Origin of the sequence: Kocuria sp. UCD-OTCP (assembly GCF_000349605.1) — a bacterium.
GTDB lineage: Bacteria > Actinomycetota > Actinomycetes > Actinomycetales > Micrococcaceae > Kocuria > Kocuria rosea.
The window spans coordinates 1-24,586 of the sequence record NZ_AOSQ01000023.1 but is presented as its reverse complement, the minus strand read 5'-3'; the positions used below and the strand labels follow the sequence as shown (position 1 = coordinate 24,586).

At 74.7% G+C, this 24,586-nt stretch carries 27 protein-coding genes; 16 read left to right on the top strand and 11 right to left on the bottom strand.

Annotated features, from left to right (window positions below; translation table 11 throughout):
* Positions 1 to 57 precede the first annotated feature (57 nt).
* Complete coding sequence (locus H488_RS37450; RefSeq protein ID WP_017833475.1) at positions 58 to 225, top strand: hypothetical protein; 168 nt, start codon at positions 58 to 60, stop codon at positions 223 to 225.
* 33 nt (positions 226 to 258) lie between these two features.
* On the opposite strand, the gene H488_RS27945 is transcribed toward H488_RS37450, so the two are convergent.
* The 3 genes from H488_RS27945 to H488_RS27935 form a co-directional block, all read right to left on the bottom strand.
* On the bottom strand, positions 259 to 591 hold the full coding sequence (locus H488_RS27945; protein ID WP_017833474.1) for a hypothetical protein: 333 nt from the start codon (positions 589 to 591) through the stop codon (positions 259 to 261).
* Positions 579 to 1,118 carry a DUF488 domain-containing protein gene (locus H488_RS27940; RefSeq protein WP_017833473.1) on the bottom strand — a complete coding sequence of 180 codons (540 nt, stop codon included), beginning with the start codon at positions 1,116 to 1,118 and terminating at the stop codon, positions 579 to 581. The genes H488_RS27945 and H488_RS27940 overlap by 13 nt, the downstream gene beginning before the upstream one ends.
* Before the next feature lie 76 nt (positions 1,119 to 1,194).
* Positions 1,195 to 1,695 (bottom strand): pyridoxamine 5'-phosphate oxidase family protein, encoded by a 501-nt coding sequence (locus H488_RS27935; RefSeq protein WP_017833472.1) that lies wholly within the window; start codon positions 1,693 to 1,695, stop codon positions 1,195 to 1,197.
* A 136-nt stretch (positions 1,696 to 1,831) separates the two neighbouring features.
* On the opposite strand from H488_RS27935, the gene H488_RS27930 reads away from it, so the two are divergent.
* Positions 1,832 to 2,674, top strand: coding sequence for an SDR family oxidoreductase (locus tag H488_RS27930; protein ID WP_017833471.1), 843 nt, complete (start codon positions 1,832 to 1,834; stop codon positions 2,672 to 2,674).
* Here H488_RS27930 and H488_RS27925 read toward each other — a convergent pair.
* From H488_RS27925 to H488_RS27915, 3 genes are read right to left on the bottom strand one after another with little or no spacing between them, the layout of a single operon-like run.
* Entirely contained in the window at positions 2,632 to 3,915 is a 1,284-nt protein-coding gene (locus H488_RS27925) for a cytochrome P450 (protein ID WP_017833470.1), read from the bottom strand. The genes H488_RS27930 and H488_RS27925 overlap by 43 nt on opposite strands.
* Before the next feature lie 46 nt (positions 3,916 to 3,961).
* On the bottom strand, positions 3,962 to 4,447 hold the full coding sequence (locus tag H488_RS27920) for a hypothetical protein (protein ID WP_017833469.1): 486 nt from the start codon (positions 4,445 to 4,447) through the stop codon (positions 3,962 to 3,964).
* A 56-nt stretch (positions 4,448 to 4,503) separates the two neighbouring features.
* Positions 4,504 to 5,472, bottom strand: a complete 969-nt coding sequence (locus tag H488_RS27915; protein ID WP_017833468.1) for a DUF5919 domain-containing protein — start codon at positions 5,470 to 5,472, stop codon at positions 4,504 to 4,506.
* Between the two features lie 290 nt (positions 5,473 to 5,762).
* On the opposite strand from H488_RS27915, the gene H488_RS27910 reads away from it, so the two are divergent.
* From H488_RS27910 to H488_RS27900, 3 genes are all read left to right on the top strand, one after another.
* Positions 5,763 to 6,860, top strand: a complete 1,098-nt coding sequence (locus H488_RS27910; RefSeq protein ID WP_017833467.1) for an acyltransferase family protein — start codon at positions 5,763 to 5,765, stop codon at positions 6,858 to 6,860.
* 136 nt (positions 6,861 to 6,996) lie between these two features.
* Positions 6,997 to 7,953 (top strand): ABC transporter ATP-binding protein, encoded by a 957-nt coding sequence (locus tag H488_RS27905; protein WP_017833466.1) that lies wholly within the window; start codon positions 6,997 to 6,999, stop codon positions 7,951 to 7,953.
* Positions 7,950 to 9,554 carry an ABC transporter permease gene (locus H488_RS27900; RefSeq protein WP_017833465.1) on the top strand — a complete coding sequence of 535 codons (1,605 nt, stop codon included), beginning with the start codon at positions 7,950 to 7,952 and terminating at the stop codon, positions 9,552 to 9,554. Before H488_RS27905 ends, H488_RS27900 begins: the two co-directional genes overlap by 4 nt.
* 130 nt (positions 9,555 to 9,684) lie before the next feature.
* Here H488_RS27900 and H488_RS27895 read toward each other — a convergent pair whose 3' ends face one another.
* Positions 9,685 to 10,227, bottom strand: a complete 543-nt coding sequence (locus H488_RS27895) for a type 1 glutamine amidotransferase domain-containing protein (protein WP_017833464.1) — start codon at positions 10,225 to 10,227, stop codon at positions 9,685 to 9,687.
* Positions 10,228 to 10,477: 250 nt separating this feature from the next.
* On the opposite strand from H488_RS27895, the gene H488_RS27890 reads away from it, so the two are divergent.
* From H488_RS27890 to H488_RS27870, 5 genes are all read left to right on the top strand, one after another.
* Positions 10,478 to 11,341: a sulfite exporter TauE/SafE family protein gene (locus H488_RS27890; protein ID WP_017833463.1), complete on the top strand. Its 864-nt coding sequence runs from the start codon at positions 10,478 to 10,480 to the stop codon at positions 11,339 to 11,341.
* Positions 11,342 to 11,433: 92 nt separating this feature from the next.
* Positions 11,434 to 11,820: a thioredoxin gene (gene trxA / locus H488_RS27885; RefSeq protein WP_017833462.1), complete on the top strand. Its 387-nt coding sequence runs from the start codon at positions 11,434 to 11,436 to the stop codon at positions 11,818 to 11,820.
* Positions 11,821 to 11,950: 130 nt separating this feature from the next.
* Positions 11,951 to 13,303, top strand: a complete 1,353-nt coding sequence (locus H488_RS27880) for an MBL fold metallo-hydrolase (protein ID WP_017833461.1) — start codon at positions 11,951 to 11,953, stop codon at positions 13,301 to 13,303.
* 80 nt (positions 13,304 to 13,383) lie between these two features.
* Positions 13,384 to 14,448: a HoxN/HupN/NixA family nickel/cobalt transporter gene (locus H488_RS27875; RefSeq protein WP_017833460.1), complete on the top strand. Its 1,065-nt coding sequence runs from the start codon at positions 13,384 to 13,386 to the stop codon at positions 14,446 to 14,448.
* A 5-nt stretch (positions 14,449 to 14,453) separates the two neighbouring features.
* On the top strand, positions 14,454 to 14,957 hold the full coding sequence (locus H488_RS27870; protein WP_017833459.1) for a metallophosphoesterase family protein: 504 nt from the start codon (positions 14,454 to 14,456) through the stop codon (positions 14,955 to 14,957).
* 34 nt (positions 14,958 to 14,991) lie between these two features.
* Here H488_RS27870 and H488_RS27865 read toward each other — a convergent pair whose 3' ends face one another.
* A complete protein-coding gene (locus H488_RS27865; RefSeq protein WP_017833458.1) occupies positions 14,992 to 15,561 on the bottom strand; it encodes a hypothetical protein in 570 nt (189 codons plus the stop codon).
* Positions 15,562 to 15,705: 144 nt separating this feature from the next.
* Positions 15,706 to 16,002, bottom strand: coding sequence for a DUF1540 domain-containing protein (locus H488_RS27860; protein ID WP_017833457.1), 297 nt, complete (start codon positions 16,000 to 16,002; stop codon positions 15,706 to 15,708).
* 234 nt (positions 16,003 to 16,236) lie between these two features.
* Between H488_RS27860 and H488_RS27855 the strand changes: the two genes are divergently transcribed.
* From H488_RS27855 to H488_RS27845, 3 genes are read left to right on the top strand one after another with little or no spacing between them, the layout of a single operon-like run.
* Positions 16,237 to 16,797: a carboxymuconolactone decarboxylase family protein gene (locus H488_RS27855; protein ID WP_017833456.1), complete on the top strand. Its 561-nt coding sequence runs from the start codon at positions 16,237 to 16,239 to the stop codon at positions 16,795 to 16,797.
* Positions 16,794 to 17,804 carry a pirin family protein gene (locus H488_RS27850; RefSeq protein ID WP_017833455.1) on the top strand — a complete coding sequence of 337 codons (1,011 nt, stop codon included), beginning with the start codon at positions 16,794 to 16,796 and terminating at the stop codon, positions 17,802 to 17,804. The genes H488_RS27855 and H488_RS27850 overlap by 4 nt, the downstream gene beginning before the upstream one ends.
* A 22-nt stretch (positions 17,805 to 17,826) precedes the next feature.
* On the top strand, positions 17,827 to 18,174 hold the full coding sequence (locus H488_RS27845) for a GNAT family N-acetyltransferase (RefSeq protein WP_017833454.1): 348 nt from the start codon (positions 17,827 to 17,829) through the stop codon (positions 18,172 to 18,174).
* A 63-nt stretch (positions 18,175 to 18,237) separates the two neighbouring features.
* Here H488_RS27845 and H488_RS27840 read toward each other — a convergent pair whose 3' ends face one another.
* Positions 18,238 to 19,113, bottom strand: a complete 876-nt coding sequence (locus H488_RS27840; protein ID WP_017833453.1) for a shikimate dehydrogenase — start codon at positions 19,111 to 19,113, stop codon at positions 18,238 to 18,240.
* Between the two features lie 285 nt (positions 19,114 to 19,398).
* Here H488_RS27840 and H488_RS27835 point away from each other — a divergent pair, with 285 nt between their 5' ends.
* Both H488_RS27835 and H488_RS27830 read left to right on the top strand, forming a co-directional pair.
* Positions 19,399 to 20,181 (top strand): cyclase family protein, encoded by a 783-nt coding sequence (locus H488_RS27835; protein WP_017833452.1) that lies wholly within the window; start codon positions 19,399 to 19,401, stop codon positions 20,179 to 20,181.
* Positions 20,178 to 21,896: a thiamine pyrophosphate-binding protein gene (locus H488_RS27830; RefSeq protein ID WP_017833451.1), complete on the top strand. Its 1,719-nt coding sequence runs from the start codon at positions 20,178 to 20,180 to the stop codon at positions 21,894 to 21,896. Before H488_RS27835 ends, H488_RS27830 begins: the two co-directional genes overlap by 4 nt.
* 55 nt (positions 21,897 to 21,951) lie before the next feature.
* On the opposite strand, the gene H488_RS27825 is transcribed toward H488_RS27830, so the two are convergent.
* On the bottom strand, positions 21,952 to 23,292 hold the full coding sequence (locus H488_RS27825; protein WP_031283023.1) for a hemolysin family protein: 1,341 nt from the start codon (positions 23,290 to 23,292) through the stop codon (positions 21,952 to 21,954).
* Between the two features lie 130 nt (positions 23,293 to 23,422).
* Here H488_RS27825 and H488_RS27820 point away from each other — a divergent pair.
* Positions 23,423 to 24,586 (top strand): glycerophosphodiester phosphodiesterase family protein (locus tag H488_RS27820; protein ID WP_017833449.1); only part of this gene is annotated, 1,164 nt, incomplete at its 3' end.

Genomic DNA, 24,586 nt, shown 5'->3' with positions numbered 1-24,586 from the left:
CCGCGGACGCCTCGGGTAGCCTCGACGGGACCCCTGTTCCCGACCGGAGGCTGCCCCGTGCTGATCTTCCAGCTCCTGCTGACCGCGATCGCCCTCGTCCTGCTGGTCGTCGCCCTGATCGACGGCGCATGGACGCTCGCGCTCATCGCCGCCATGATGCTGATGATCGCGGTGTCCGGCGTGTTCATCGCCTACCGCCGGGAGAAGCACCTGGGCCGGCGCTGAGCGCCCCCGCTCCTCCCCCGGGCCGCTGCGGGGCTACTCGGCGGCGTCCTCGATGCCGGTCACGGCGGTGAGGATGAACACCGAGTCCTCCAGGGCCACCACGGAGTGCCGCTCCGCGGGGATCACGTGCAGGTGTCCGGCCCCGAGCACCAGGTCCTCGCTCGAGGAGACCCGGATCCGCCCGTGCAGCACCTGCAGGCTCCCGGCGTAGGGGGCGTTGTGCTCCGCGAGCACCGCCCCCTCCTTGAGGGCCAGGAGGGTCTGGCGCAGCACCTTCTGGTGCAGGAGCTGCTCGGCGCTGCGCCCGTGCGGGGCGTGGCGTGCCTCGTTCAGGTGCTGCAGGGCGATCTCGTTCAGGTGCTGCATGGTTCTCCTCCTGGGTAGGTGATCCGGTCTCCGTCGACCACGGCGAAGTCCCGCAGCGTCGCGGGGGTCAGCTTGCCGGGGCCCATGATGTGCTGCACGTCGTGCCCGCGCACCAGCAGGGCCTCGGCCACGAGCGAGCGGTGGCAGCGCCACCAGACGGCCTCCGCGCACATGATCGCGACCACGCGGTCCTCGGCCAGGCGCTCGAGCCCGGCCAGCGCGGCCCGGAACTCGTCGGTCAGCATGTGGTCGGCGTAGCCGCGGAAGGACTCGTTGCGCCAGGCGGTGTTGACCGAGTCCTTCGAGGTGGGGCGCAGCCCGCCAAGGCCCTTGCAGTAGCTGTGCCCGATGCCGGCCTCCGCGAGCGTGCCCGGCAGCGCGTCGAGGTCGAACTGCGGGTTCTTCCGCGAGCGCGGCACCGTGCGGATGTCGACGAGCTGCTGCACCCCGGACTCCCGCAGCAGCGCCACGAACTCCTCGGCGGAGCGGGTGGAGTGGCCCACGGTGTAGACGGTGTGCGCGGTCATGTCCCCACCCTACTGACCGGGCACGGAGGCCTCCCCGTCCCGACACGGCCCGCTCCGCGGGAGCCGGCCCGGGCCGTCACGACCCGCCGGAGCCGGCCTCGGTCCAGCGGGCGGACCCGCCCGGGGTCCGGCGGCCGACGGCCGCCCGGGAGTTCCACGCCTCGTGGTCGGCCATGGTGAAGCGCCGGCCTGTCACGGCGGTCGGGACGATGCGGACGAACTGGTCCTTCATCCCCTCCTGCCACGGGAACAGGGGCAGCTGCAGGGCCTCCATCAGGGCGTGGCCCGGCCGGACGCTCTCGGCGCCGCCCTTGACGATCACGCTCCACGCCGTGGCGGTCGCCGGGTCGTGCCCGTCGATCTCGAGGGCCACCGCCAGGCCCCCGAGCGCGCCGCTCACCTTCGTGCCCAGGCCCGAGCGGAACACGATCGTCCCGCGGTCGACCACGTAGTTGATCGGGAAGATCTCCGGCGCCCCGTCCACCACGACGGCCAGCCGGGCGACGCCGTCCGCCCGCAGCCGGTCCCAGCAGTCCTCGGGGGCGAGCTCCTCCACGTCCTTGCGGTACCACTCCACCGTCGGCCCCTTCCGTGCTCCTCGGCCGCCCGGGGGAGCCCGGCCGCCACCTCCAACCTACGGTGCCGCCGCCGCCGGGGGAACAGGACCGGCCCGCGCTGCGGCGCCCGGTCCGGGACGTGGGAGAATCGGGGCCATGAGCGTGGTGATCGCGGGATGCGGAGACCTGGGCACGGAGATCGGGCTGCGGCTGGCCGGGCAGGGGCACGAGGTGCTGGGCCTGCGCCGCCGTGCGGAGCTGCTGCCGCCGCCCCTGACCGGGATCGCGGTGGACCTGAGCACCGAGGTGCCCGAGCTGCCGGGCGACGTCGAGCTGCTGGTCGTGGCCACCGCCGCGGACGGGCGGACGCCGGAGGCCTACCGGGCGGCCTACGTCGACGGCCTGCGCCACCTGTTCGACGGGCTGCGCGCCGCCGGGGCCCTGCCCCGGCGCGCCCTGCTGGTCTCCTCGACCGCCGTGTGCGGGGACGCCGACGGCGGGGAGGTCACCGAGGACACCCCGCCGGACCCCTCGACCCCGACCGCGCGGATCCTGCTGGAGGCCGAGGAGCTGTTCCACGAGCAGTTCCCGCACGGCACGGTCCTGCGGCTGTCCGGGATCTACGGGCCGGGCCGGACGCGGCTGATCGACAAGGTGCGCTCCGGGGACGGTGCCGCCGGGGCCGCCTGGACCAACCGCATCCACCGCGACGACGCGGCGGCGGCCGCCGTGCACCTGCTGACCATGGACGCGCAGCCGCTCACGCTGTACCTGGGCACGGACGACGAGCCCGTGCCCGAGCTCGAGGTCCTCGAGTTCCTGGCGCAGGAGCTCGGCGTCCCCCGGCCCGAGGACGTCCCGGAGGCGGACGCGCCGCGCCGGGGCTCGAAGCGGCTGTCCAACCGGCGGCTGCGGGAGTCCGGCGTCGAGCTGCGCCACCCCACGTACCGGGAGGGCTACCGGGCGGTGCTCGCCGGGGAGGGCGTGCGCCACCCCTGACCGGCGCCCACCCGCAGGACGACGTCGCGGACCTCGTAGGCGGCGATCAGCTCGACCCACGAGACCCGCGGCGGGTGCGCGAACTCCAGGGGCAGCCGCAGCAGGCGCTGCAGGAAGACGTCGGTCTCCTGGATCGCGAGGAACCCGCCCGGGCACCGGTGGGCGCCGTCCCCGAAGGACATCGCCTCGGGCCGGATCCCGCGCGGCCGGGACCGTTCCGGGCACAGCTGCCGGGCGCCCTCCCCCAGGGCCTGCTCGTCGGTGTTCGCCTGGCGGACGTAGAGGTCGAGCAGCGCCCCGGCGGGCACCTCGTGGCGCTCGTCCCCGTCCTCCAGGACCAGCTCCCGCGTGGTCCGGCGGTAGAGGTGGCCCACCACCGGTTCCAGGCGCAGGATCTCGTGCAGGATCCCGTGCCGGGCCGGCTCGTCGGCCGCGAGGTACTCCTCCCGCAGCCGGTCGTCCTCCAGCAGGTGCCAGGCGGCCACCGCGATGAACTCGCGGGTGGTGGCCATGCCGGCGGCCGCGTAGGTGAGGCACTCCACGAGGATCTCCCGGTCCGTGTAGTCCTCCGCGAGCAGGTGGGACACGACGTCCTCCTGCGGCTCCCGGCGCCGGGCCCGGATGGCCGGGCGCACGTCCCGGAGCTGGAAGGCGGTCATCGCCCACATCGGCCGCAGGGCCCCGGCGACGGCGCCCAGCCGAGCGGGGAGCCGGCGCCGCGGGGAACCGGCGGAGCCGGTCACGGGGCCGCTGAAGAAGCGCTCCAGGCGCCGGGACATCCCGTCGATGTCCGAGTTCGTCAGCCCCACCACCTGGGCGGCGACCTCCACGGAGTAGCGCAGGGTGATCGCGGACAGCTCGGCCCCGCCGTCCTGCCGGATCCGCTCGACCAGCTCGTCGGCGCGCTCCTCCATCAGGGCCCGGTAGCGGCGGCTCACCGCGGCCGGGGTGAAGAACCTCGCGGTGGCGGTGCGCTGGCGCCGGTGCTCCGGACCGTCCGCGTAGAGCACGGGCGGGTGGTCGCCCGTCAGGCCCTGCCGGGCGGTCTCCGCGCTGAAGCCGGCCTGGACCGTGCCGTCGGCCTCCCGCAGCACCTGGCGGACCATCGGCAGGGAGCGGACGTGCCAGACGCCGTCGAGCACCTCCACCCGCGGCACGCTGCGCTCGCCGGGCGGGGCGGTCCGGCGCCGGTCGCCGTGCGGGACGGGGCAGCGGGTCTCGGGGCGGGCGTCGTCGCTCATGGGCTCATGCTAGTCCCGGGGTCGGACCGGTCCGGCGTGGACCGTCTCAGTTCCGCTCCGCCTGGTCGTTCTCGATCTGCGCCGTGGCGGGCAGCACCTGGGAGGACGAGGGCCCGTCCAGCACGACCAGCAGCACGCGCAGGTCGGCCCCGGAGAGGTAGGCGCCCACCAGGCGGTGGTTGGAGTCGAGGACCACGAGGAAGCCCTCGGTCCGGTACGCCGGGACGGTGAGCTGGACCGGCCCCGACTCCTCCGCGAACTCCTGGCGCATGTGGTCGATCTTGCCCTGCCGGTCCTCCGGCCACTGCTTCGCGGCCGCCTCGGCGAGGGTCAGCGGCCGGTGCTGCGGGTGCGACCACTCGCCCGGGTTGCCCTCGGGGTCCACGTGCCACACCGTGTAGAGGTCGGCGAGCTCCTCCCGGGACGAGATCACGAGGTCCTCGATCCGGGAGTTCTCGTCGTCCACCGCACCCCAGTCGAGCCAGGCCCGGATGTCGTCGCCGAACAGGGTCTTGAAGTCCGAAACGTCCATGCCGTCATCTCAGCAGACTTGTGCGCTCACCGCCACAGTGACGCCGGTGCGGGCGCTCAGGAGCCCTCGGAGCTCCCCCGGGCCGGGCGCGCCGCCGCCTCGGGCCGGACGTTGAACGCCGAGGCGGAGCGGTCGGCGGGCTCGGTCGGGAACACCGTGTGCCCCTCCGCCCACTTGTGCCGCGCGTAGGAGTGCAGCCGGTCCGCGAACGGCCCGTCCCGCCACTCCAGGTAGGGCATGTCCTGGCTCGCGTCGAGCAGGAAGTAGCTGCTGAACGCCCGGATCACCTGCGGCGCGCCCGGGCCCGCCGCAGGCTCCTCCGCCGCGGCGGGCTCCCCGAGCACCAGGAAGATCGGGGCTCCGGGCAGGCCGTCGTAGACCCGCACCTCCAGGCGTTCGGCCACCACGGGGTCGAGCTCGCCGAGGGCCCGGAGCTGGTGGACCAGCGTGTCGAAGCTGCGCCGCAGGTCCATGGGCGAGAGACCGTAGTGGTGGCGGATCTCGCGGAGCCGGGACGCGAGCGCGGGCGACTTCGGGTCGAGGACCAGCAGCCGGACGCGGACCCCGGCGTCGAGCGCCTTGTGGATCGCGTCCAGGTCGCCGGCCAGGGTCAGCGGGAAGGTGTCCATCCACCACAGCTCCTGGCCGGGGCGCACGCCCCGGAGCACGTCGACCGCGTCGAGCTCCTCGCGGACCCCCACGAGGCCGAGCCGGTCGTCGCGGGCCGCCGTCGGCGCGGGGACCGGGGGACGCTGCGCCTCGACGGGCCCGGAGCCGTGCCAGCGCGCCAGCCCGGCGTCCAGGAGCAGCCCCACACCGCCCACGGTGAGCAGGACGGCCCCGGCGTCGAGGAGCACCTCCGACCACGCCCGCCCGGCCACCAGGGCGACGACGACGAGCGCCGCGCCGAGGCCGACCAGCACGACCGGCGCCGTGACCGGGCGCCGCTCCGGCACGGTGCGCGCGGCGGCGCGCCACCCGTCGCCCCCGGCCCGGTCCTGGGTGGCACTGCGGATCTCCAGCACGGGACTCCCCCTCCTCGAGCGGCTCTGCTCCCACCCTGGCACGGCTCCTGACCTGGGCGTTAGCACCCCGGGCACCGGGGCTTTTTGTGACAGCCGCTGCGCCGCGCCCGTCCGGCGCTCCGTCCCCACTTCTGCGGCACCGCACCCCACCATGCGTTTGCATACCTAAACTCGGAGTAGGGCGGGTGGGGGCCCGGCGTCACGACCGCTTCCCCGCCCCGGGGACCGCCCCCACGCCCAGCAGCTGACCGCACCGGCCGCGCTGCCCCCTCCTGCGGAAGGCACCTCTCTTGGCCACGACACTCCGGGACCGCCTCGGCGACCGTCACAACCGCCTCAACGCCCTCCGCCTGGGTCTGGCGTCCCTGGTGATCGTCGGGCACACCTGGCCGCTGACCGGCGCGGACGGCCCGAGCCTCGAGGTCCTGTCCGACGTGGCCGTCAACGGCTTCTTCGTGCTCAGCGGCTACCTCATCGCGGAGAGCAGGGTGCGGACCACACTGGTGCCCTACCTCTGGCGGCGGTTCCTGCGCATCTACCCGGCCTTCCTGGTGAGCCTGCTCGTGGTGGCCGCCGTCTTCGCGCCGCTCGCGGCCGCGCTCGAGGGCACGTCGCTCGACGTGGCCTCCGCCGCCGGCTTCGTGCTGAACAACGCCGACCTGAGGATCTCGCAGTGGGGCATCGACGGGACCCTGGTCCGGGTCCCGGCCCCGGACTCCTGGAACGGCTCGCTCTGGACGCTGTTCCACGAGGCCCTCGCCTACCTGCTGATCGGGCTCGTCCTCAGCCTCGCCGTCGCGGCGCGGCATGCCCGGTGGGTGCTGCCGGGGCTGTTCCTCGTCGTGCTCGTCCTGCGCCCCCTGGTCGAGGGCCCGCTGGAGGTCACGAGCCACCTCTGGCTCAACGGCGCCCGGCTGGTGGGCTACTTCCTGGCGGGCGCGGCGGTCTGGGCCTGGGCGGGGACGTGGCGGCCCACCTGGGTGCACGTCGCGGGGGCGGGCGTCGTCTACGCCGTGCTCACGGACCAGGGCTGGGCGGACCTGTACGGGCAGCTGCCGCTCGCCGTGCTGCTCCTCGGCCTCGGCGCCGCCCCGTCCCGGAACTGGACCACCCGCACCGACCTCTCCTACGGCGTCTACATCTACGCGTACCCGGTGCAGCAGCTCCTCGTGCTGCTCGGCACGGCGTCGTGGGGCGTCGCCGTCAACTCCCTGCTCGTCGTCCTGCTGACGCTGCCCCTGGCGCTGCTGTCGTGGACGCTTGTCGAGAAGCCCGCCCTGCGGGCCAAGGCGTGGCTCGACCCCCGCGACCGGCCCGACCGGCGGGTCCCCTCCGCCGGCGCGCAGAACCCCTCGCCCGCGGCCGTGGAGGGACGCCGTCCGGAGTGACCGCGCCGGCTCCCGCCCCCGCCGCCCGGCCGGCGCGCCCGGGACCCCCGGGCCTCCTTGTCCGGCACCGGGGCGGTGCCTACCGTGAGGAGCAGGCGGGCGCGACGCCGCCGGCCCCGACCCGTCAGGAGCACCCATGGACACCCCGGTGATCGAGGCCCGCGGGCTCGTCAAGACCTTCGGCCCCACCGCGGCCCTGGACGGCTTCGACCTCACCGTGGCGCCGGGGCAGGTCGCGGGCTTCCTCGGTCCCAACGGCTCGGGGAAGTCCACGGCGATCCGGGTGCTGCTGGGCCTGCTCCGGGCGGACGCGGGCACGGCCACCGTCCTCGGCCTGGACGCCTGGCGGGACGCCGTGCAGATCCACCGCCGCACCGCCTACGTCCCCGGGGACACGAACCTGTGGCCCAACCTGACCGGGGGCGAGATCGTGGACCTGCTCACCGGCATCCGCGGCGGACGGCGGCGGCGCCGCCGCCGCGACGAGCTCGTCGAGCGCTTCGAGCTCGACCCCACGAAGAAGGCCCGCAGCTACTCCAAGGGCAACCGGCAGAAGGTGGCCCTGGTCGCCGCCCTGAGCGCCGAGGCGGAGCTGTACGTCCTGGACGAGCCGACCTCCGGGCTGGACCCCCTCATGGAGGCCGTGTTCACGGACGAGGTGCGCCGGCTGAGCGGGCAGGGCAGCACGGTCCTGCTCTCGAGCCACATCCTGGCGGAGGTCGAGAAGCTGTGCGACACCGTGACCATCATCCGCGCCGGACGGGACGTGGAGAGCGGCACCCTCGCCCAGCTGCGCCACCTGACCCGCTCCGCCGTCACGGCCACGACCTCCGCCGGACCCGGCCGCCTGGGTGGGCTGCCGGGCGTGCACCACCTCGTGCACGAGGACGGGAGGCTGGGCTTCGACGTCGACGACGCCCGGGTCCCCGAGGTGCTCCGGGCGCTCGCGGACCTGGGCGTGCAGAACCTGACCGTCACCCCGCCCTCGCTCGAGGAGCTCTTCCTGCGCCACTACGGCGACCGCCCGGCCGAGCCCGCCGCCCCGGGCGGGACCGGGCGCGGCGCCGGCCGGGACGTGCGGGCGCCCCGATGAGGACCGCCGAGCCGTGGGCCGCGACCGGCCGGCTGTTCCGGCTCAACCTGCGCCTGGACCGGGTCCGGATCCTCGTGTGGGTGCTCGCGCTCACCGGCACCGTGTCCGCGACGGTGCTCGCCCTCGAGGAGACGTTCCCGGACGGCGAGGCCCGCCAGGCCCGGGCGGCCCTGCTGGACAACCCGTCCGCCGTGATGATGACCGGCCCGGCCTTCGGCGCGGACGACTACACGCTGGGCGCCATGACGGTCAACGAGCTGAGCCTGTCGGTGCTCGTGGCGACGGCGATCATGAGCATCCTGCTCGCGAGCCGGCACGTGCGGGCCGAGGAGGAGTCCGGGCGGCTCGAGGTCGTCCGTGCGCTGCCGGTGGGCCGCTTCGCCCCGGCGGCGGCCGCCCTGGGTGCGGTCGCCGTGGCGGACGCGGCGGTCGGCGCCGGGATCACCGCCGGGCTCTTCGCGGCGGGCCTGGGCGGGGTCGACGCCGTGGCGTGGGGCGTGGCCACGGCGCTCACCGGCCTGGTCTTCGGAGCCGTGGCGGCCCTGACCGCCCAGCTCACCGAGCACGCACGGGCCGCCTCCGGCACGGCGATGGCCGTGCTCGGCGCGGCCTTCCTGGTGCGCGGGATCGGGGACGTCGTCGAGCCCACCGGCTCGTGGCTGTCCTGGTTCTCGCCGATCGCCTGGGCCCAGCAGACCCGGCTCTACGTGGACCTGCGCTGGTGGCCGCTGGCGCTCTCGGCGGCACTCACGGCGGCGCTGCTGGTGGCGGCCGTGCTGCTGGCCCAGCGGCGGGACCTGGGCGCCGGGCTGCGGCAGGCACGCCCCGGACCCGCGGCGGCCGGGGCGGGCCTGCTCTCCGCGACCGGGCTGGCGCGGCGGCTGCTGCGCGGCACGTTCCTGGGGTGGACCGCCGGGCTCGTCCTCTTCGGCCTGGCCTTCGGCTCGCTGGCCGACTCGCTGGAGGACAGCATCGCGGACATCCCGTCGATCACCGACTGGCTCGTGATGGACCTCGACGCCCTCACCGAGTCCTTCGCCGCCGCGACGCTGTCCTACCTCGCGCTCGGGGTGGTCGCGTTCGCCGTCTCGGGCGTGCTGCGCCTGCGCTCCGAGGAGGAGTCCGGCCGCACGGCCCTGCTCCTCTCGACGGGCCTCGACCGGGTGCGCTGGGTGCTCGGCTGGCTCGCCGTGGTCGTGGTGGAGGCCCTCCTGGCCCTGCTGCTGGCCGGGGCCGCGCTGGGCGCCGGGGTCACCGCCACCACCGGGGACCTGCGCTGGACCGGCGAGCTCGCCCTGGCGGCCCTGGCCTACGCCCCGGCCGTGCTCGTGGTGGCGGGGGTCGCCGCCGCCCTGGTGGGACTCGTCCCGCGGTTCGCCGCGCTGAGCTGGGCCGTGGTCGCGTACGTGGTCTTCGTCTCGTGGTTCGGCCTGCTGCTCGACCTGCCGGAGGCGGCGATGAACCTCTCCCCCGTGCAGCTGACGCCGCTCGTGCCCTCCGAGGACTGGGAGGCCGCTCCGCTGCTGGGTCTCGCCGCACTGGCGCTCGCCCTCCTGGCCGCGGCCGCCGCCGGGTTCCGCCGCCGGGGCCTCGTGGCCTGAGCCGCGGGGCCGGCACCGACGCGGGGGCGCTCCCGGACGGCCGTCGCCTCCGACGGCCGTCCGGGAGCGCCCCCGCGGTACCCGCGGAACCGGGCGGTTCCGCGGCGGACCGGTCGCCCGGCGGCGCTGATCAACCGGCGAAGAGCGTGAGAGCCTCCCGGTTGAAGGCCTCGAGGTCACCGGGGTTGCGGGAGGTGACGAGGCGTCCGTCGACGACGACCTCCTCGTCCACCCAGTCCGCCCCGGCGTTCTTCAGGTCCGTGGCCAGGGAGGTGTAGGACGTGAGCCGCTTGCCCTGCGCGAGCCCGGCCTCGATGAGGATCCACGGGGCGTGGCAGATGGCCGCGATCGGCTTGCCCGCGGCGTCGAACTCCTTGACCAGGCGCAGGGCGTCCTGGTCCGTGCGCACGGTGTCCGCGTTGAGGGTGCCCCCGGGCAGGACCAGCGCGTCGAAGTCCTCGGCCTTCGCCGCGGCGAGGGTGCCGTCGACGTCGTAGCTGCCGGCGCGGTCCCAGTCCCCCTGCATCGCCGTGATGGTGCCCTCCTCCGGGGACAGGAGCACGGGGGTGCCGCCGGCCTCCTGGACGGCCTTCCACGGCTCGGTGAGCTCGGGCTCCTCGACGCCGTTCGTGGCGATGAACGCGATCTTCTTGCCGGTGATGTCGGTGGTCATGACGTGTCTCCTCGGTCGGGGGATCTGGCGGTCAGGACTCCACTGTTGGCACGCGGGGCGCGGAAAGGGAAGTGCGGGACGGCCGGGTTCTCGCTGGGCGATACCGGCGCCCGGCCTCGATACCCCCGGGGGTAGTTGAATACCCCGGGGGGTATCTGCCATACTCGGAACGAACGCCGGGCGGAGCACCCGGCACCCCTCCACGGCCTGACCACCCGCCCCGGCCGGCGGGAAGCAAAGGACACGCACCATGACCGTCACCCTCGTACTGACCCTCCTGCTGTCGGTGCTGATCGGGCTCTCGCTCGGTCTGCTCGGCGGCGGCGGATCCATCCTCACCGTCCCGATCCTCACCTACGTCGCCGGGCTGGACCCCAAGGAGGCCATCGCGGCCTCCCTGTTCGTCGTCGGGGTGACCTCCGCCGTCAGCGCCGTCAACCACGCCCGCAACCGGCGCGTGAAGTGGCGCACCGGACTCGTCTTCGGCGCGGCCGGCATGGCCGGGGCCTTCCTCGGCGGCCTGGCCGGCGGCTACATCCCCGGCACCGTGCTGATGGTCGCCTTCGCCCTGATGATGGTCGCGACCTCCCTGGCCATGATCCGCGGCCGCAGGAACAGCACCGCGACAACTCACGACGGCGAGCTGCCCGTCGGCAAGGTCGTCGCCGAGGGCCTGGTCGTGGGTCTCGTCACCGGCCTGGTGGGGGCCGGCGGCGGGTTCCTCGTCGTCCCGGCCCTGGCCCTGCTGGGCGGGCTGTCCATGCCCGTGGCCGTGGGCACCTCCCTGGTGGTCATCGCGATGAAGTCCTTCGCCGGCCTCGCCGGCTACCTCACCACGGTCTCCCTGGACTGGGCCCTGGTGGGTGCGGTGACCGTCGCCGCGGTCGCCGGCTCGTTCGCCGGGGCGCGGCTGGCCGGGCGCATCCCCGAGGCCGCACTGCGCAAGGGCTTCGGCATCTTCGTCCTGGTCATGGGCGTCTTCGTCCTGGTCCAGGAGCTGCCCGACGCGGCCGGCCTCGCCGTCGGGATTACTGCCGCGGCTGCGGGCGCGGCCGCCGCCGTCTGCTGGTTCGTGGTCCCGAGGTGCCCGCTGCGCACGCCCCTCACGGCCTGACCCTCGCCCTCTTCTTCCCACCGTTTCCGCACACCGTCCGCTACGACCGATTCCGAGATCACCGACCGAGAACCCCGACCAAGGAGGTCCCCATGGCCACCATCGACATCACCGAAGCCGACTTCGCCCCCACCATCGAGTCCAACGACATCGTCCTCGTGGACTTCTGGGCGAGCTGGTGCGGCCCCTGCCGCATGTTCGCCCCGACCTACGAGGCCGCCTCCGCCAAGCACCCGGACGTCGTCTTCGCCAAGGTCGACACCGAGGCCGAGCAGCGGCTCTCCGCCGCCGCCGGCATCAGCTCCATCCCCACCCTGATGGCCTTCCGCGAGGGCGTGCTCGTGTTCTCCCAGCCCGGCGCCCTGCCCGCCGCCGGGCTCGAGCAGGTCATCACCGCGGTCAAGGGCCTCGACATGGCCGAGGTCCACGCCGAGCTCGCCCGGCAGCGGGCCGGGCAGGAGGCCGGGCAGCAGGCCTGAGCCGCGGCGCGGGTCCCCGGCACGTCGCTTCCGCCGTGGCCCCGCCCCTGGAACACTCCCGTAACAACCCGCCGATACCGTCACCACGCCCCACGGCGCGCCGCGGGGCACCACCAAGGAGGAACGCACCATGGACGTCACCCTCATCGACACCCCCCAGCTCGGGGACCGCAGCTACCTCGTGCACGACGGGCAGGTGGCGCTGGTCATCGACGCCCAGCGCGACATCGACCGCCTCGAGGCCGCCGTGGAGCAGGCCGGGGTGAAGGTCACCCACGTGGCCGAGACGCACATCCACAACGACTACCTGACCGGCGGCTGCCTCTACGCCCGGAAGCACGGCGCGGCCTACCTCGTCAACGCCGCCGACGACGTCTCCTTCGAGCGCACCCCGATCGCCGACGGGGAGACCGTCCGGGTCGGCGAGCTCACCGTCAAGGCCGTGGCCACCCCCGGCCACACCCACCACCACCTGTCCTTCGTGGTGGAGCACGGCGAGGAGCAGGCCGTGTTCTCCGGCGGCAGCGTCCTCTACGGCTCCGTGGGCCGCACCGACCTGCTGGGCCGCGAGCACATGGTGGGCCTGACCCACGACCAGTACGCCTCCGCCCGCCGCCTCGCGGCCGAGGCGCAGGAGAAGGCCGCCCTGTACCCGACCCACGGGTTCGGCTCCTTCTGCTCCTCCGGCCCCGCCACCGGCGCGGACGAGTCCACCCTCGGCGAGCAGATCAGGACGAACCACGTCTACACCGATCCGGACGAGGAGCACTTCGTCGCCGAGCTCATCAGCAACCTCACGGCGTACCCGAACTACTACGTGCACATGGGCCCGGCCAACGCCGCCGGCCCCACCGAGCCGGACCTGTCCGTGCCCGACTCCCTGGACCCCGAGGAGCTGCGGTCCCGCCTGGAGGCCGGGGAGTGGGTGGTGGACCTGCGCCACCGGGTGGCCTACTCCGCCGAGCACCTGAAGGGCACGATCAGCTTCGAGTACGGCGACGGCTCCAGCTTCACCGCGTTCCTGGGCTGGATCTTCCCCTACGACCGGCAGCTGACCCTCGTGGGGTCGCGTGCGGACGTCGAGAACGCGATCCGGGACCTGTCGCGGATCGGCATCGACTCCCCCGACGCGGCGCTGGGCGAGGACCCGGAGAAGCTCGCCCCCGGGGCGGCCCGCTCCTCCTACCCGCGCGTCGACTGGAAGGGCATGCTCGAGGGGCGACCCGAGGACGAGACCGTCCTGGACGTCCGCCGGGTGGACGAGTACGAGCAGTCGCACCTCCCGGGCGCGGTCAACATCCCGCTGCACGAGCTGCTGCCCCAAATGGACGAGGTGCCCGCGGGCCGGCTGTGGGTGCACTGCGGCTCCGGCTACCGCTCGGGCGTGGCTGCGTCACTGCTCGAGCGCGCGGGCAAGGACCCGGTGCACATCGACGCCCTGTTCGCCGAGGCCGAGGAGGCCGGCGTGCCGCTCGAGAACTGACGCCGCCGCGGGGCCGGTGCGCGCCCCCGGCCCCCGCGGCCCCTCCCCGAAGCCCGCCCCAGCCCAGCGAAAGGCCCGCCGTGAGCACCTCCCGCACCGTCCCCCCGTCCGTCGCCGGACGGCGCAGCGTCACCGTCATCGGCGCCGCGGTCGTCCTCCTGCACGTCGCGGGCTGGGGCGCGCTGCTCGCCCTCGCCCTGGGCACCGACACCCCCCAGGGGGGAACGGGACTGTTCGTGGGACTCGCCCTCAGCGCCTACGCCCTGGGCGTCCGGCACGCCTTCGACGCCGACCACATCGCCGCGATCGACAACGCGACGCGCTCGCTGATGGCGCGGGGCCGGGCGTCCGCGGCCACCGGCTTCTGGTTCGCCCTGGGCCACTCCTCGGTGGTCCTCGTCTCCGTGCTGCTGCTGGCCCTCGGCCTGGAGGCCTTCGCCGGCGGCCTCGCGGACGAGGGCTCCGGGCTGCGGCAGGCCGCGGGGATCTGGGGCGGCACCGTCTCCGGGCTGTTCCTCGTCACCGCCGGGGTGCTCAACCTCGCCGTGCTGCTCCGGCTTCGCCGGGCCCGCCGCACGGCGCGCACCGGCGCCCTGGACGCCGCCGAGCTGGACGCCCACCTCGCCGACCGGGGCGTGCTGCACCGCGTGCTGCACCCCGTGACCCGCATGGTGGACCGCCCGGCCAGGATGTACCCCGTCGGCTTCCTCTTCGGCCTCGGCCTCGACACGGCGGCCTCCATCGGGCTGTTCGTCATGGCCGGCGGGCTAGCCCCCGAGCTGCCCTGGTACGCGGTGCTCGTGCTGCCCGTGCTCTTCACCGCGGGCATGACGATGTTCGACAGCGCCGACGGCATCCTGATGAACCGGGTCTACGGCTGGGCCTCGGTGGACGCCCGCCGCCGGCTGAACTACAACGTCACGGTGACCACCGTCTCCGTCGTCATCGCCTTCGTGATCGGCGGGACGAGTCTGCTGTCCGTGCTCGCCGAGCTCCTGCAGCCGACCGGCGGCGCGCTCGTCGCGGCGATCGACCTCAACTTCCTCGGCATGGCCGTGATCGTGTTCTTCGGCGTCGTCTGGCTGGGCTCGAAGGGCCTGGACCGGATCCGCCGCGACGGACGACCGGTCCCTGTGCGAGGCTGATCGTCATGGTCCGACTCCTCCTGCTCGCCGACACGCACGTCCCCAAGCGCGCCCGCGACCTGCCCGCCGCGGTGTGGCGGGCCGTCGACGACGCCGAGGTGGTGCTGCACGCGGGCGACTGGATCGACCTCGCGACCCTCGACCGGCTCGAGGAGCGGGCCGCCCGCCTCGTGGGGGTCTGGGGGAACAACGACGGCCCGGAGCTGCGCGAACGGCTGCCCGAGGTGGCCCGCGAGACGCTCGGGGGCGTGCGCTTCGGGATGGTCCACGAGACCGGTGCCGCCGCCGGGCGGGAGGCCCGGATGGACCGGGCGTTCCCCGGCCTCGACGTCCTGGTCTTCGGCCACAGCCACATCCCGTGGGACAGCACCACCCCGGCGGGCCTGCGGCTGCTCAACCCCGGCTCCCCCACGGACCGGCGGCGCCAGCCGCACTGCACCTATCTGACGGCGGTCGCCGACGGCGGGCGGCTCACCGACGTGGAGCTCGTCCGCCTCCCGCCGCGCTGACGCCCCGCGGCACCGGCGCCGCCGGGCCGAGCGCTCAGAGCAGGCCCCGCAGCTGGTAGTAGCGCCGGCCCACCACGGTCCCGTTGACCCGGACGGCGGCCCACACCAGCACGAGCAGCAGCGCCACCAGCACGGCCGGGACGGGCACGAAGAGCGCCCACACCACCAGCGCCATGCCCGGGACGGTCAGCAGGATCGGCCAGGCGTACTGCACCATCTCCACCGCCATGTAGTCCTGCATCTCCCGCAGGACCGGGTCCCGCGGGACGGCGCCGCGGCGCACCGAGGTCCGCAGCCCCTTGCTCGCCCGGGCGCGGGCGTCCATGAGGTCGTTGCGGGGCGCGTCGTCCGCCCGGGTGAGCGAGAGGATGATGCCGCTGACCAGCAGGGCCGCCCCGCCCACCACGAGTCCCCACTGCACCGGGCTGAGCAGCCCCCTCTCGCCCAGGAGGAGCGCGGCCGCGATGCCGCCCAGCAGCCCGACCACCAGGCTCGCCACGACGGCCAGCACGATCCGGCGGGCCCAGACCGCGTCGAGCTCCCCGAGCCGGGGGATCTGCACGTGCGGGTGGTCGGCCCCGCTGAGCCGGATCTCCTCGTCCATGGCGCACCGTCCTCTCGTCGCCCCGTGCTGCTGCGCGGGCCCCTCCATTGTCCCGCGGCCCGGGCGCGCTGGCACGTCCGCCCCCGGGACAGACAGAAACCCCGGCCCCGGTCAGGTGCCCGGGGCCGGGGCTGCCGACGGTCCTCAGGCGGCCTGGTAGGTCAGGCAGTCGGCCTCGTCGGCGCCGGCGCCGATCTTCACGTCGTGGGCCGTGCACATCAGGTGCTCGTTGTGCACGCACTCGCCGCGCTGGCAGGCACCGACCTCGGCGTGGACGGTGGGCAGGCCGCCGTCGGGGCCCAGCGAGATGAACGTGCCGCAGTGCGCGTGGCCGGAGGACCCGGTCACGGTGATCGCGTGGGCCGTGCACTCGTGGTCGTGGTTGAACGAGCACTGCCCCACGGTGCAGTCGGAGACGGGAACGAACTCGGTGGTGGCCATGACTTCTCCTCCGGGAGGATCTCCGGGCCGGAGCCTGCTGCCCCGGCCTGAACAAGCTCTTCCAGGATGCGCCTCACGAGGGACGATGGATAGCGCATTTTTTCGTGCCCCAATGTCCGCGGGCCGGCCGACAGGGCCCCGCGGCGCCGCCCTTGACGGGGCACCGCCGGGGGGTATTCGCTGGACGCACGGCGGTGCCGCCCGGCGGCGCCGCGACGACCCCGAGGAGACCCCATGAGCGCCGGCGACCACTTCTACCTCGACAAGGCGGATCCGGGCAGCTGGCGGGCGCTCAACGGCCTGGCGCGCAAGGTCGCCGCCGCGGCCGAGGACGCCGGGCTGTCCCGGGCGCTCGTGGAGCTGCTCAACATCAGGGTCTCCCAGCTCAACGGGTGTGCCTACTGCCTCGACCTGCACACCGGCTACGCCGTGGAGGCCGGGGTGAGCGCGCAGAAGCTGGCGGTGCTCCCCGCCTGGCGCGAGACGGAGCTCTTCGACGACCTGGAGCGGGCCGCGCTGGCCATCGGGGAGTCCGTGGCCCTGCTGCCCGACGAGGAGACCCGGCTGGCGGAGCTGGCGGTGGCCCGGGCGGAGCTGACCGACGAGCAGTACTCGGCGCTGCAGTGGACGGCGGTGGCGATCAACGCCTTCAACCGGGTCTCCGTCCTCTCCCGCCACCGGGTCCGCCCCCGTGCGGCCGCGCCGGAGGGACATCCCCCGGGAGAACGGGCCGCGGACGAGCCGGCACCGGACGCCCCGCGCACCCCGTCGACCGTCGCGGGGGGCACGGCGTGACCAACCTGGACGTGGACCCGCAGGAGCTGCTGTGCTCCGAGGCCGTCGGGGCCGGCGCGCAGCTGCTGGCCCCGCGCGAGGTGCCCCTGGGCGGGCCCCGCGCGATGACCGTGCGCCGCACCCTGCCCCAGCGGCAGCGCAGCCTCATCGGGGCGTGGTGCTTCGTCGACCACTACGGCCCCGACCTGGTCTCGGAGTCCGGGGGCATGCGGGTGGCACGGCACCCGCACACCGGCCTGGCCACCGTGAGCCTGCTGTTCACCGGCGGGATCGCCCACCGGGACTCGGCCGGCTACGACGCGATCGTCCGGCCCGGCGAGGTCAACCTGATGGTCGCCGGACGGGGGATCTCCCACCAGGAGTTCTCCACCCCCGGCACCACGCTGCTGCACGGGGTCCAGCTCTGGTACGCCCTGCCGGAGGCGACCCGCCACATGGCACCCACCTTCGAGCACCACGCCCCCGAGCCGGTGGTCGGGGAGGGCACGGAGCTGCGCGTCTTCCTCGGCTCCCTGGCCGGCAGCACCTCCCCGGTGGACACCTTCACCCCGCCGCTGCTGGCCGCAGAGGCCACCCTGCGGCCCGGCGCCCGGCTGGAGCTGGAGCTGGACCCGGCCCTCGAGCACGGCGTGCTGCTCGACACCGGCGACCTGGCGCTCAACGGCGCCCCCGTGCCGGTGGACCACCTCGCCTGCCTCCCGGTCGGGCAGGGTCCCGTGGTGCTGGAGGCCGGCCTGAGCCCGGTCCGGCTGCTGCTCATCGGCGGCGAGCCGCTGGGCGAGCAGATCGTGATGTGGTGGAACTTCGTCGGCCGCAGCCACGAGGAGGTCGTCGCCCACCGCGCCGCCTGGCAGGCGGAGATCGACGCCGAACCGGCCCCCGCGCCGGCCTCCGGCAGCTACGAGGACGGGGCGCCGTACCCGCGCTTCGGCCCCTACCCGGCGGAGCAGCCCGCCCCGCTGCCGGCCCCACCGCTGCCCACCGTCCAGCTGCGGCCCCGCGGCTGAGCCCGTCCCCCAGGAGACCACCATGGACACCTCCGCCGTCACGGTGCGGAACAACCCCGGCCGGCAGCGCTACGAGCTCCTCGACGGGGAGACCGTCATCGGCTCGGCCCACTGGGTGCCCTTCGAGGGCCCCGGCGGGCCGCAGCGGATCTTCTACCACACCACCGTGGACGACGCCTACAGCGGGCAGGGCCTGGCCTCGAGACTGGCCCGGGAAGCCCTGGACGACACCGCCGGGGCCGGGCTGACGGTCGTCCCGGTGTGCCCCTACATCAAGAAGTGGCTGCACAGCCACCCCGACCACCAGCAGCACGCCGTGGCCGTGCGGCCCGAGCACCTCGCCGCCGTCCCGCGGCACGAGCAGCAGTGAGCCCGTCACCCGGGCCGGAGCCCGGGGGCGCCGGCCCGCGGCGGCCGGGACGGGAGCCCGGGCTCAGCCCCGCTGGGCCGCGATGAGATCGAGGAAGTGGGCGCGCATCCGGGCCCGGTCGGGCTCCACGCCGGTGATGAGCCGGAACGCGTCCACCGCCTGGCCGACCGCCATGTGGCCGCCGTCGAGCACCTGGCACCCCCGGGCCCGGGCCGCGGCGACGAGCTCGGTCTCCACCGGCAGGTAGACCACGTCGGCCACCCACTGCCGGGCCTCCAGCAGGCCGGGGTCCACGGGGGTGCCGGGGTGGTGGTGCATGCCCACCGGGGTGGCGTTGACCAGCCCGTCGGCCGCGCGCACCAGCTCCGGCAGCGTCTCGGCGGTGGCGGCCGCGACCTGCTGCCCGGGGAAGAGCTCGGCCATGGCGGCGGCCCGCTCGCCCGCCCGGGCGGGGTCCACGTCGAACAGGTGCAGGGTCTGCACGCCGGCGCTCAGCAGCGCGGAGGCCACGGCGGAGCCGGCGCCGCCGGTGCCGACCTGGACCACGCGGTCCTTGGCCGCGCCGGGGAGCACGGCCCGGAACCCCGCGGCGAAGCCGGACACGTCGGTGTTGTGGCCGACGAACCGGCCGTCGCGGATCACCACCGTGTTGACGGCCCTCAGCGCGGCCGCCTCCGGGGCGACCTCGTCGAGGTGGTCCAGGACCAGCTGCTTGCACGGGTGCGTGATGTTGAAGGCGTTGAACCCGAGGTCCCGCCCGGCCCGCAGCAGCTCCCCCACGTCCTCGCCCGGGCGGCCGATCACCTCGAGGTCCACCGGACGGTACAGGTAGTGCAGCCCGTGGTTCCGCGCCTCGGTCTCGTGCATCGGCGGGGTGAGGCTGCGGGTGATCCCGTCGCCGATCAGGCCCACGAGGTAGGACTCGGAGGTGGTGCTCATGGTGGGCTCCTTGCGGGGTGCGGTCAGGACGCGGCCGCGCAGACCGCTCTCGGCGCAGCACCGGTGCCGGTGGCGCGGAGGGCATCGCGAGCCGTTGGGACGCCCATCACAGTACACCGGGAGGACGTGCAGGACCCGCTCTGCACTCACTGTGTGAACACGGATGCCACAGTGTGGAAGTGATTCCCACCGCGGGGGCGCCGGGCCCGCGCCGGGGCACAATGGGCGGCGAGGCAAGTGCCACGGCCCCGCCGACGGGGCCCACGAACTGCGGAGGGTGACGTCATGAGCGTGCTGGGCGAACTGGGGGCGGCGCTGGCCGCCGGGACCGTGGAGGTCGTGGACCTGACCACCCCGCTGGACCGGGACACCCCGATCCTGCGGCTGCCGGAACCGTTCGCCAACACGGTGGGCCTGTCCATGACCCCGGTGAGCGCCTACGACGAGGCCGGGCCCGGCTGGGCGTGGAACGACCTGACCCTGGGCGAGCACGCCGGCACGCACCTGGACGCGCCCGTGCACTGGATCACCGGCCGGGACGGGAGGTCGGTGGACCGGATCGAACCGGCGCGGCTCGTCGGGCCGGCCGCCGTCCTGGACCTCACCGCCGAGGCGGAGGCGGACGCGGACGCCCTGCTGGAGCCCGAGCACCTCGAGCGGTGGGAGGCCGAGCACGGGCGCTTCCCCGAGAACTGCTGGGTGCTCCTGCGCACCGGCTGGTCCGCCCGCGCGGACGACCCCGAGCGCTTCCTCAACGCCGACGCGGACGGCCTGCACGCCCCGGGGCCGTCGGTGGCCGCCGCCGAGTGGCTCGCCGCCCACCCGCACGTGAGCGGTTTCGGCGTGGAGACCGTCGGCATCGACGCGGGCATCGCCGGCGGCTTCGACCCACCCTTCCCCGCCCACCACCACCTGCTGGGCCACGACAAGTACGGGCTGACCTCCCTGCGCCGCCTCGACCGGCTGCCGGTCCTCGGGGCGCAGCTCGTGGTCGCGCCCCTGCCGGTCGTGGGCGGCACGGGCAGCCCCGCCCGGGTGCTCGCCCTCGTCGAGCGGGCCGGGGCGTGACCGGCACGGTCGCCCAGCTCGTGGGCCGTGCGCTCGCGGAGCTGGGCGTGGGGCACGCGTTCGGCGTGGTGGGCAGCGGGAACTTCCACCTCACCAACGCGCTCATCGCGGCGGGCGTGCCCTTCACGGCCGCCCGGCACGAGAACGGCGCCGCGACCATGGCCGACGCCTGGGCCCGCACCAGCGGGCGCGTCGCCGTGGTCACCACGCACCAGGGCTGCGGGCTGACCAACGCGACCACCGGCATCGGCGAGGCCGCGAAGTCCCGCACCCCGCTGATCGTGCTCACCGCCGACACCCAGGCCGCGGCCGTGCACTCCAACTTCCGGATCGACCAGGACGCCCTCGCCCGGGCGGTGGGGGCGGTGGCCGAGCGGGTGCACTCCCCCGCGAGCGCCGCGGCCGACGTCGCCCGGGCCGTCCGGCGCGCCCGCAACGACCGCCGCACCGTGGTGCTCAGCGTCCCGCTCGACGTCCAGGCGTCCCCCGCCCCCGAGGGCGCCGTGGTGCCCGCGCTCCCGCCCGCGCCGCGCGTACGCCCGGACGAGGACACCGCCGAGCGCCTGGCGGGGATGCTGGCCGCCGCGCGCCGGCCGGTGTTCGTGGCGGGACGCGGCGCCCGGGGGGCCCGCGCCGAGCTGACCACCCTCGCCGAGCGCTCGGGGGCGCTGCTGGCGACGTCGGCGGTGGCCAAGGGCCTGTTCGCCGGCGAGGACTTCGACCTCGGCATCTCCGGGGGCTTCTCCTCCCCGGCGACCGCGGAGCTGATCGGGGCGGCCGACCTCGTGGTGGCGTGGGGCTGCGCCCTGACCATGTGGACCACCCGGCACGGGCGCCTCCTGGGCCCCGAGGCCGCGGTGGTGCAGGTGGACCTCGAGGAGTCCGCCCTGGGCGCGCACCGGCCGGTGGACCGGCCGCTGGACCTCGGGGTCGTGGGCGACTGCGCGCTCACCGCCCGGGACGTCCTCGCCGCGCTGGAGCACGACGTCCTGCGGACGGGCGGCACCGCAGGAGAGGGCGCGGCCGGGCCGGGAGCCGCCGCCCCGGCGTCGTCGTCCTGGCGCACGCCCGAGCTGGCCGCGCGGATCGCCCGGGAGGCCCGGTGGCGGGACGTCGCGTTCGAGGACCTGTCCACGGCGGAGCGGATCGACCCGCGGGTGCTGTCCCGCGAGCTGGACGCGATGCTGCCGGCCGAGCGGGTCGTGGCCGTCGACAGCGGCAACTTCATGGGCTACCCCAGCCAGTACCTCTCCGTGCCGGACGAGCGCGGGTTCTGCTTCACCCAGGCCTTCCAGTCCGTGGGCCTGGGCCTGGCCACGGCCATCGGCGCCGCGCTGGCGCAGCCGCACCGGCTGCCGGTGCTCGGTACGGGGGACGGCGGTTTCCTCATGGGGATCGCCGAGCTCGAGACCGCCGTCCGGCTGGGCCTGCCGCTGGTGTGCGTGGTCTACGACGACGCCGCGTACGGCGCGGAGGTGCACCACTTCGCCGGTGACGGGGACGCGCCCCTGGACACGGTGGTCTTCCCGGACGCCGACATCGCCGCGATCGGCCGGGGCTTCGGCGCCGACGGCGTGGTCGTGCGCTCCGCCGAGGACCTGGCCGCCGTGCGCACCTGGCTCGACGGGCCCCGGGACCGGCCCCTGGTGATCGACGCCAAGATCGCCTCCGACGGCGGGGCGTGGTGGCTGGCCGAGGCCTTCCGGGGCCACTGACCCGGCTCCCGCGCCACGAGGTCACCGCCGGCGGGACGGGCCCCGCCGGGACGGATCAGGCCCCGGACCGGCCGTCCTCCGCCGCGTCCCGCCGCAGCCGGGTGATCCGCACCCGCTCCACCCGGCTGCGGTCCACGGCCAGGACCTCGAGCCGGTAGCCGTCCACGTCGACGACGTCCGCCGGGCGCGCCACCCGCCCCAGCCGGTCCATCACGAACCCGCCGACCGTCTCGTAGTGGCCCTCGGGGATGACGAGCCCCGCCTCCACCGGGACCTCCTGGATGATCAGCCCGCCGTCCACGAGCACGGCCCCGCCCTCGCGCAGCACCGTGTCCTCGTGCTCCCGGACCCCGGCGTCGAACTCGTCGTAGATCTCGCCCACGAGCTCCTCCACGAGGTCCTCGAGGGTCACGATGCCCGCCGTCCCGCCGTACTCGTCGACCACCAGCGCGATGTGGTGCCCGTCCTTGCGCATGGCCTGCAGGGTGCGCAGCACGTGGTTGGTCTCCGGCAGGAAGGGGATGGGCCGCACCACGTCCCGCAGGGTCCGCGGAGGGGCCTCGATGACCCCGTCGCCGTCCTGGTCCGCGACCACGAGGTCGCGGATGTGCACGAAGCCCAGGACGTCGTCCACGCTCGTGCCGAGCACGGGGTAGCGGGAGTGCGGCAGGGCCAGGGCCGTGCGGTAGGCCTCCGTGACGGGCAGGGTGCCGTCCAGGAAGTGGACGTCGGGGCGCGGGCGCATGACCTCGGCGAGGCGGCGCTCGCCCGCCTCGAAGACGTCCGTGAGGATCGAGCGCGAGACGGCCCCGATGCCCCGGGTGTCCACGACCATCTCCCGGATCTCCTCCGCCGAGACCTCCTCGGTGACGGCGTGCGGGTCCCCGCCCACCAGCCGGACCACGAGGTTCGTGGACACGGACAGCAGCCAGATGACGGGGCGCATGAGCGTGGCGAAGACGCTCAGCGGAGGGGCCAGGATCTTCGTGAAGCCCACGGAGCGCTGCATGGCCAGGCGCTTGGGCACGAGCTCCCCGAGGACGAGGGAGAGGTACGCGATCACCAGGGTCATGCCGATCAGCGCGGAGGTCTCCGCGGCCGCGGTGGACAGACCGGCCCGCTCGAAGACGGGGGCCACGTCCGGGGCGAGCGTCGAGGCGCCGTAGGCCGAGGAGAAGAACCCCGCCACCGTCACGCCGATCTGCACCGCCGAGAGGAAGAGGTTGGGGTCCCGGACGAGGGCGGCGGTCCGGGCGCCCTTGCGGCCCGAGCGCTCGATCCGCTTGACCTGGCTCTCCCGCAGGCTCACGATCGCCATCTCGGTGCCCGCGAAGACGCCCCCGACGGCCACGAACAGCAGGACCAGGAGGATGTTCACGATCGTGCTGTTGTCCATGGCGACCACAGTACCGGCCGCCTCCGGGACGCCAGGAGATCACCTGCTCGTCACGTCGCGTTGACCGGTTCGTCTCCGCGCTCCGCTTCGGTGGAGGGGCACTGTCCCCCCAGGCACGAGGAGCACCGTCATGACCACCCGTTCCCCCCGCACCCTGCGCGGCGCCGCCGCGGCCCTGTCCGCCGTGGCCGTGCTCGGCTCGGCGCTGCCGGCCGCCGCCGCCCCCTCCGGCACCGAGGACCCGATCGTCGTCGGGCACCGCGGCGCCGCCGGCACCGCCCCCGAGAACACGGTCCCCGCGTTCAAGGACGCCCGCGCCGCCGGCGTCGACTACCTGGAGATCGACGTCCAGCTCAGCGCCGACGGCGTGCCGTTCCTGTTCCACGACAGCACCCCCGCGCGCACCACGGACGTCGAGGAGGTCTTCCCCGGCCGCGAGGACGACCCGATCACGTCCTTCACGTGGGACGAGCTGCAGCAGCTCGACGCCGGCTCCTCCTTCGACGCGCAGTTCGCCGGGGAGCGGATCCCCCACCTCGACGACGCCGCGCGGATCGCCACCGTCAACACCGGCGTCTACATCGAGATCAAGTCCCCGCAGAACTCCCCCGGCATCGAGCAGGTCGTGGCCGACGCCCTGGCCGAGGACCGGGACTGGGCGAAGCTGCTCGCGGCGGACAAGGTCACCGTCATCGGCTTCGACGAGGCGTCCAACCGGACCTTCGCCGGGCTGGCCCCCGACGTGCCCCTGCAGCAGCTCACCGGCAGCGTCCCGGACGCCGCCACGATCGAGCGGTGGGCCGGTGTCGTGGACTCCGTGGGCACGAACTACCGCACCCTCGACGCCGGCGACGTCGCGCGCGTCGACGCCGCCGGCCTGGCCCTGGGCGTCTACACCGTCAACTCCCCGGAAGCGGTCCAGCACGTGGTGGACCTCGGCGTCGACATGATCACCGGCGACTTCCCCCTCCACACGGCCCGCCACCTGGACGGGCGCGACCCCTTCCCCGCGAACAACGGGATCCGGATCGAGGACTCCGTCAACGACGTCCCCGGCGACGACCTCCAGCCCGGGACCGGCGAGCACGTGGTGCTCACCAACACGGGCCGGACCGCCGTGGACGTCAGCGGGTACGTGCTGCGCGACGCCGCGAACAACGTCCTCACCGTGGGCGAGGGCTACGAGCTGGCCCCGGGCGAGCGGCTGCGCGTGCACACCGGACCGGGCACCGGCACGGAGGACGCCCACTACAACGGCGGCACCTCCGCCGTGCTCAAAAAAGGCGTTCGAAAA